This window comes from Pseudomonas protegens (assembly GCF_003732485.1).
Taxonomy (GTDB): Bacteria; Pseudomonadota; Gammaproteobacteria; order Pseudomonadales; family Pseudomonadaceae; genus Aquipseudomonas; species Aquipseudomonas protegens_B.
In genome coordinates this window covers 272815-279898 of record NZ_MOAK01000036.1, presented here as the reverse complement: position 1 = coordinate 279898, position 7084 = coordinate 272815, and the positions used below count along the sequence as shown (strand labels likewise).

Genomic DNA, 7084 nt, shown 5'->3' with positions numbered 1-7084 from the left:
AAAAACAAAAGCCACAAACAACGCCGCCCGTCCGTTTCGCAACGGCCGGGCGGCATTCAATCAAGCAGCGGGACCTGTCAGTGCTTGGTCAGCTTGTCCAGGTAACCCATGGCAAACGCCGAAATCACGAACGTCATGTGAATCACCACGTACCACAGCAGGTACTCGGTGGGGGTGTTCTTGGCGTCCATGAACACTCGCAGCAGGTGGATCGACGAAATTGCCACGATGGACGCGGCCACCTTCATCTTCAACGACGAAGAGTCCATCTTGCCCAGCCAGCTGAGCTTCTCCTTGTCTTCATCGATGTCCAGTTGCGACACGAAGTTCTCATAACCGGAGATCATCACCATCACCAGCAGACCACCCACCAGCGCCATGTCGATCAACGACAACAGCACCAGGATCAGGTCGGACTCGGCCATGGAAAACACATTGGGAATGACGTGGAAGACTTCCTGGAAGAACTTCAATGCCAGTGCCAGCAGGCCCAGGGACAAACCGAAGTAGATCGGCGCCAGCAGCCAGCGTGAAGCATACATTGCATTTTCGATAAAACGTTCCATTGAATCTCGCACCCGGTGTAAAAACGGCGGCGAGTATATCAGCGCCCGAAAACCCCATAAACCACAGACAATCACCTGACCCACGGGTTTTTCCGGTCGCTTTTTCTGCTAGTGTCGAAGCCGTTGCTAACGCTCACCGACATTGGACAGGAAGACTGGAAATGGATGTGCGATTGCCTTTGGCCAGTGTCGGCCTTGGTCTGGCGCTGCTGCTCAGCGGCTGTTCCCCCAGCGACGAAAAGAAACAGGCGAGCCTCGAAGAGAAAACCGCACAGTTTGAACAGTCGCTGGATGCCATCCAGGACCCCAAGCTCAAGGACGCCATCGCCAATCTTGGCGGCTCCCTCCTGCTACTGGAACGGGCACAACTCAAGCTTGACAGCAAGCCACTGGAAACCGAATACGGCGACGACAGCCTGGCCCTGCTCAAGCACTACCCCACCGCCCAAGCCCTGGTGGACACCTACGTCAACGGCCTGTTCGTACTGCGCAAATCCTCCAGCTCCGACTACCTGACGGACCTGCAGCCAGTCTTCCCCTTCAGCTTCAACATGCCTGCGCAGTTCCCGTTTCCCCACGGCCTGGAATGGCAGTCGGTCACCCTCAGCAACAAAAAAATCATTCCCTTCCAACCCGAATGGTCGGAGACCGATCCGGGTATCCAGCTAAGCCCTTCCAGCTCCAACCTGACCAATCCGGATGACTTGACCATCACCTACCCCTATATCGAGGGCCTGGAGGTGGACAACAAGAACCAGCCGCAGCCGGTTTCCCTGCAAGGCAAGCTGGAGGTGATAGCCCCAGGTCGGGTGCTCGACTTTGAACTGACCAGGGCCGATATCGGCAAGCCGCGCCAGGACGGCAATATCCGCCTGACCCTGTTGACGCTGGACAGGAACGTTGCCGAGATCGAGCTGAGCAACAGCGCTCCCCTGCCCGAAGAAGCCAATGATGCTTCCCTCAATCCCCTGCTGGCTCAGGCCCGTGACAGCAGTGGACAGATTCTGTCCCGCGCAGGCTCGATCAACGAAAGTGCTCAGCAGATTGCCTTCTACAAACAGCAGTTGGCCGAAATGCAGAAGCAGAAGGAGTGGAGCCAAGCCTTCGAGAAACAGCTGGAGGACGAGCAACAGGCCTTCGACCGACAACACACCAATCATTACGCCAAGGTGTATTTCAATGGCCTGGTGGATCAACTGGAGATCGCCGTACTGGATTTCTCCCAGGCCAGCGTGACGCGCAAGGACCTGGACCTGCCGGTGCATCGTTTCGACCGCAATACCACCGACAGGGGCATCCAACCGCTGGCAATGCCGGTGGTGGTCTATGACGATCAGGCCACCCACTACCTCAAGGGTGCACAGCTGGACGAAGAGTCACTGAAAAAATCCGTGACCATCAGCCAATCAGTGGAAGATGCCAGCGCGGCGCGCATCGAGTTCAGCCATCCACGGACCTTCAATGACGAATTGCTGGGCTCGGAGTTCAGCTCCGGCGATACCCCGCTGACCTTCTTCACCCAGAACGAGAAGGGCCAGCGGGGCGAACCGATCGAACTGCCGGACGAAGCCTTCGACATCGATCCATTGCGGGGCGTCATCACCTACGACCTCAACCTCTTTCCGGAAACTCCCGCCTACGCCGTGGGCTCTATTCCTCTGTTCCTGGCCAGCATCGAGAAGAGCAGCATCAACGCTCAACAGCTGCCCAAAGGCCTCGAACTCAAGGGCAACGCCTTGATCGTCGACCAGAAGCTCTTTCCTGCTGACGCCTGGCGCTTCTATGCCAAGGACGCCAGCGGCCAATACCTGAAGGAGATTCTTGCAAGCAGCCACAGCACCTCGGCCGACGGTCCGGCCGTGTTCGATGTGCACTACTTCTACGGCCAGCCCAGCCAATTGGAAAGCTACACCCGCAGCGAACTCGACACTGTGGAATACGGCTTCGAGGTCAAGCTCGACAAAGCCGAGTCGACGCCCCCGGCCCCCTAGGAGTCAGTGTTCGGGATGGAACTGGAAATCACCGGCATTGCGTCCTCGCTCACCATTGATCTGACGTAACTGGGCCTGCAGATGCAGGCACCAGATCTGTGGATCATCGGCCAGCTGATAGCCATGGGTGGTCAGGCTTTCAACAATCGAATCAAGGATCGACTCCGCCACCACAGGTCCACAGAACGGGCCCTGGGATTTGATCGCTGAGGGTTGTTCACCCGCCATTCCGGCGGCGAAGAGAAGGGTCCACATACCGTTGTCCCCCGCCAGTGGGCGGACGCTGCATTCGATACGGGTGACCAGGCCAAGGCATTGGCGGGTGAGGCAAAGGTTGCGCGACATGGCGGCGACCCTCGGTAGAACCACTATTCAGCCTTCAGCAGAGGGCTGTTTCGATCCAGCGACGACTGTCGTTCTCCTTGCCCTGAGAATAGAAGAAAAGCCTGATAAACAAAGTTGACCGATCCAACAGGCGCCGAATGGTCTATTTTGAGAAATTGGCGTCAGCCCCCTGACGCCGCTGGCGAGGCACAGCGACCTCGCCAGCGGCCACAGTCACGCCGGCTTGGCCTCTGTCAGAGCCTCTTGCGCCAACTCTTTTTCAGCTTCTTTCAGGTCTTCTTCGCTGATCATCTCGGCAATGACCCGCAGGCGCTCCACCACCCTCGCATTGACGCTGCCTTCAGGGAACTGTCCTTCGGCATCCGGCTCACCAGCCGGTTCGCCCACCAGCAGACTCAGGGCCTCATCAGCCTGACGCACCGCGTACACGTGGAACTGTCCGGCACGCACGGCCTGCAGCACCTTCTCGTCGAGCATCAGAGTGGCAACGTTGGCCTGGGGAATGATCGCGCCCTGCTCTCCGGTCAAGCCACGGGCTTCGCACAGGCGGAAGAAGCCCTCGATCTTCTCGTTGACCCCGCCCACAGCCTGCACCTCGCCAAACTGGTTGATCGAACCGGTGATGGCGAAACACTGTTTGAGCGGAGTTTTCGACAGCGCCGAAATCAGCGTGCAGGCCTCCCCCAGGGAAGCACTGTCGCCGTCCACGTAACCGTAGGATTGCTCCAGGGCAATGCTCGCGGAAATCGCCAGAGGAAACTCCTGAGCGTAGCGACTGCCCAGGTAGCCGGTCAGGATCATCACCCCCTTGGAGTGGATGGGCTGACCCAGATTGACCTCGCGCTCAATGTCGACGATGCCACTGCCACCGGGGTAGACCGTGGCGGAAATCCGTGCCGGCACGCCGAACGCCGAATCCCCCACCTCCAGTACCGTCAGGCCGTTGCACTTGCCCACGGCGGCACCATCGGTGTCGATGAGAATGATGCCGGCCAGCATGTCATCGAGAATCCGCGCCGATACCCGACCGGTACGAGTGGCCTTGGCCTTCAGCGCCCTTTCGATATGCCCGGCGTCAGTCATCTCGTCGGAAGCCAGATGGCGAATGAAATCAGCCTCGCTGACCAACTGGAACAGGTCGCCGATCCGCGCCGACAGACGTCCCTGATGCTCTGCAAGACGCGCACTGTAGGTGGCCAGGCGCGCCACCGCATCGGCGGTCAACGGAGCCATGCCCTCCTCCGAGGTGCGGGTTTTCAGCAACTGGGCAAACTGCTCCAGGCTTTCATCCACCATCGGGATGTCTTCGTCGAAGTCCACCAGCACCCGAAACATTTCCTGGAAATCCGGATCCAGGTCCTGCAGCGTGTAATACAGCTGGCGAGCGCCAATGATGATGACCTTGACCTGCAACGGAATCATCTGCGGCGTCAGGGTCACGGTGGCCAGGCGCCCCATCTCGCCCAGGGGCGACTCCATCTTCAACTTGCGCGACTGCAGGGCACGCTTGAGGGCGTCCCAGACAAAGGGTTCGCTGAGCATCTTCTCGGCTTCCAGGATCAGGAAGCCGCCATTGGCTCGATGCAGTGCACCGGGACGCAGCTGCCGATACGTGGTGTAGAGCGCGCCCTGGTCAGTGCTGTACTCGATCCGGCCGAACAGGTTGTCATAGGTCGGATGAGGCTCGAACACCACCGGAGCGCCGCCACTGGCCGGATGACCCACCACCAGGCTTGGGCAGTACTGTTCTTCCAACAGCTTGCGTGCCACCGCATCGGTCTTGCTGTCGTCCACCAGTTGCTCGACCACGGTCTTCAGCAGATAGACCTGCATGGCTTGCAAGTAACCGCAAACCGCAGCGTTCTCGGCGTACTTCTCGGACAGTGGCGCCAACAGCGGCTGCAGCGCCAGGGTGATGGTTTCTTCATTGAGCTGACGCAACTGATTGCTCGACTCGCGCTTCCACTGCGGCAGGCTCGCCAGTTCTTCATTGAGGCGCTCTTCCAGAGCGGAAATGTCCTCGTGGAAACGCTCGCGATCAGCCTCCGGCAACTGGGCGAACTCGGCTTCGTCCAGGGCCTTGCCATCAAGCATCGGGGTAAAGGCGATATTGCTGCTGTCGCGGTACAGCGCCACGTCCTTTTCCAGGGCCAGGCGCTCGATCACGTCCAGGGCGCGGTCATAACGCTGATTGAAGGCACGGTCGATGGCGCTCTTCTTCTGCTGATAGGACGGATGCTCGAAGACTGCCGGGAACGTCGCCAGCAGGTTATCGATCAAACCGTTGATGTCGCTGATGAAACTGCCCGCGGCACCGGCCGGCAGTTCCAGCGCCCGAGGCTCCCGGGGCTCGTCGAAATTGTTGACATAGACCCAGTCAGACGGGGTTTGCAGGCGCTTGCCTTCCGCCTTCAGGTAGCGTTTCACAAAGGAAAAGCGCCCCGTGCCCGGTTCACCCATGACAAACACGTTGTAACCGGGGCGTGGCATGGCCACGCCGAACTGCAAGGCTTCAACCGCACGTTCCTGGCCAAGCACACCGCGAAAGGGCTCCAAATCATTGGTGGTCGAGAAGCTGAACTGTTCAGCAGAGAAAGGACGGGTCAGCGCTTCAGGCGCAAGACGCAGGCTGGCAGCAACAGGATCAGGCATCGGGCTTCCTTACATCAGGCGGGGCAGATGGCGGCATTCTGGCGCCGGGTATGCCCGGCTGGCAAGGCGCGCCTCAGGGGAAAGCATAGACAAGGCGGATGCGACCACCCGCCCCATGTAAAACCAGCTGTTTCAGGCATTGTTTTGTAAAAATGTACGGAACCCATGGAACCTGCCTAAACTCCAAACTGCGCGGCTGGATAGATAACCGGCCCACTGGCGCCAATAAGGGCCAGTCTCCCTGTCCATTGGTATGCACACAAAGAGAACAACGCTATGAAACGGATTCTTCTCGGTACTCTTTTCACCGCTGTATCCCTCAACGCCATGGCTCAGGCGCCAGGCGGTCCGGATTGCGGCTGGGGCAACATGCTGTTCGAAGGTCAGCGTGGCACTCCAGCGCACTTCCTGGCTTCCACCACCAACGGCACCTCCGGCAACGCGACCTTCGGCATGACTTCCGGCACCAACGGCTGCTCCACCAATGCGTCACTGACTTACGGTGGTAAATCCTGGTTCGCCATGAACGGCATGATGAACGAGCTCTCCGAAGACATGGCCAAGGGTCAAGGCGAAGCCTTGACCACCTACGCCGTGGTACTCGGTGTCGCCCCTGAAGACCGTGCGCACTTTGCCGCGGTCACCCACGAACACTTCCAACAGATCTTCAGCAAGGCTGACGTGACCGCGGAAGATGTGCACACCAATACCCTGGCCGTGTTGAAGAACGATGCGCGCCTGGCGAAGTACGCCACTCCAGCTTAAGCTCGACCCACCCGCTCTCCCCCCGGAGAGCGGGTTTTGTCTTCTGGACCTTGCCCATCTTGGGTCTTTGTATTTCCGACTTAAGTTGCCCACCATGCTCAAACGTCTTGCCTATCTGGCGCTCTTTGTCTGCGCCCCGCTGTATGCCGCGCCCCACATCGATCCCCAACGTTTGCAGCAACTGGCCAACGACCCGTTCTGGATTTCCATCGGACACTACGAAACCGCCAAGCTGGGCGGCTGGCGCAGTTATGTCAGTGATCCGAAGTTCTTTCTCGCCGCCGATGGTGCCCACCATCCCGATGCCGAGCTGACCGCGACCCTGAACGCTCTCTACGCTTCCCCCGACGCCGGTGACCGGCATGCACAGTGCGTCTATCCGTCCCGCACCCGCTGGCTCAAGGCGCAACTTGGGCTGGACGACTTGCCCCAGGTTCAATGCACAGAATTCAAACAATGGTTCAAGGATGTCTCGCCCCACAGCACCGTGATGATTTTCCCTGCGGCCTACCTCAACAGCCCCTCCTCGATGTTCGGCCATACTCTGCTACGCATCGACCAGGCCGACGTGCAAAGCAACAACACCGCCCTGCTCAGCTACGCGATCAACTTCGGTGCCTATATCGAAGGTTCGGACAACAGCATCCTCTACGCGTGGAAAGGCCTGATGGGCGGCTACCCCGGACTGTTTGCCCTGGTGCCCTACCAGGAGAAGCTTTCGGAGTACCGCAGCCTGGAAAACCGCGACCTGTGGGAGTACCGCCT

6 protein-coding genes are annotated in these 7084 nt (G+C 59.3%); 3 read left to right on the top strand and 3 right to left on the bottom strand.

The features are described 5' to 3' along the window. Positions 1-77: 77 nt before the first annotated feature. The gene (locus BLX41_RS08175) at positions 78-566 is read right to left on the bottom strand and encodes a TIGR00645 family protein (protein ID WP_015637095.1); all 489 of its coding nucleotides are present in this window, start codon (positions 564-566) and stop codon (positions 78-80) included. Positions 567-727: 161 nt separating this feature from the next. On the opposite strand from BLX41_RS08175, the gene BLX41_RS08170 reads away from it, so the two are divergent. Next, positions 728-2557, top strand: coding sequence for a hypothetical protein (locus BLX41_RS08170; protein ID WP_123724466.1), 1830 nt, complete (start codon positions 728-730; stop codon positions 2555-2557). 3 nt (positions 2558-2560) lie between these two features. Here BLX41_RS08170 and BLX41_RS08165 read toward each other — a convergent pair whose 3' ends face one another. Both BLX41_RS08165 and BLX41_RS08160 read right to left on the bottom strand, forming a co-directional pair. Next, on the bottom strand, positions 2561-2902 hold the full coding sequence (locus BLX41_RS08165) for a PA4575 family protein (protein WP_123724465.1): 342 nt from the start codon (positions 2900-2902) through the stop codon (positions 2561-2563). Between the two features lie 213 nt (positions 2903-3115). Further along, positions 3116-5554, bottom strand: coding sequence for a Lon protease family protein (locus tag BLX41_RS08160; protein ID WP_102865439.1), 2439 nt, complete (start codon positions 5552-5554; stop codon positions 3116-3118). A 276-nt stretch (positions 5555-5830) separates the two neighbouring features. Between BLX41_RS08160 and BLX41_RS08155 the strand changes: the two genes are divergently transcribed. Continuing rightward, positions 5831-6319 carry a DUF3015 domain-containing protein gene (locus BLX41_RS08155; protein WP_011063564.1) on the top strand — a complete coding sequence of 163 codons (489 nt, stop codon included), beginning with the start codon at positions 5831-5833 and terminating at the stop codon, positions 6317-6319. Between the two features lie 94 nt (positions 6320-6413). Further along, on the top strand, positions 6414-7084 hold a 671-nt coding region (locus tag BLX41_RS34780), incomplete at its 3' end, for an Lnb N-terminal periplasmic domain-containing protein (protein WP_259744547.1).

Coding starts and splice junctions, on each gene's coding strand:
- BLX41_RS08175 (WP_015637095.1), bottom strand. CDS start 566: ATGGAACGTTTTATCGAAAATGCAATGTATGCTTCACGCTGGCTGCTG.
- BLX41_RS08170 (WP_123724466.1), top strand. CDS start 728: ATGGATGTGCGATTGCCTTTGGCCAGTGTCGGCCTTGGTCTGGCGCTG.
- BLX41_RS08165 (WP_123724465.1), bottom strand. CDS start 2,902: ATGTCGCGCAACCTTTGCCTCACCCGCCAATGCCTTGGCCTGGTCACC.
- BLX41_RS08160 (WP_102865439.1), bottom strand. CDS start 5,554: ATGCCTGATCCTGTTGCTGCCAGCCTGCGTCTTGCGCCTGAAGCGCTG.
- BLX41_RS08155 (WP_011063564.1), top strand. CDS start 5,831: ATGAAACGGATTCTTCTCGGTACTCTTTTCACCGCTGTATCCCTCAAC.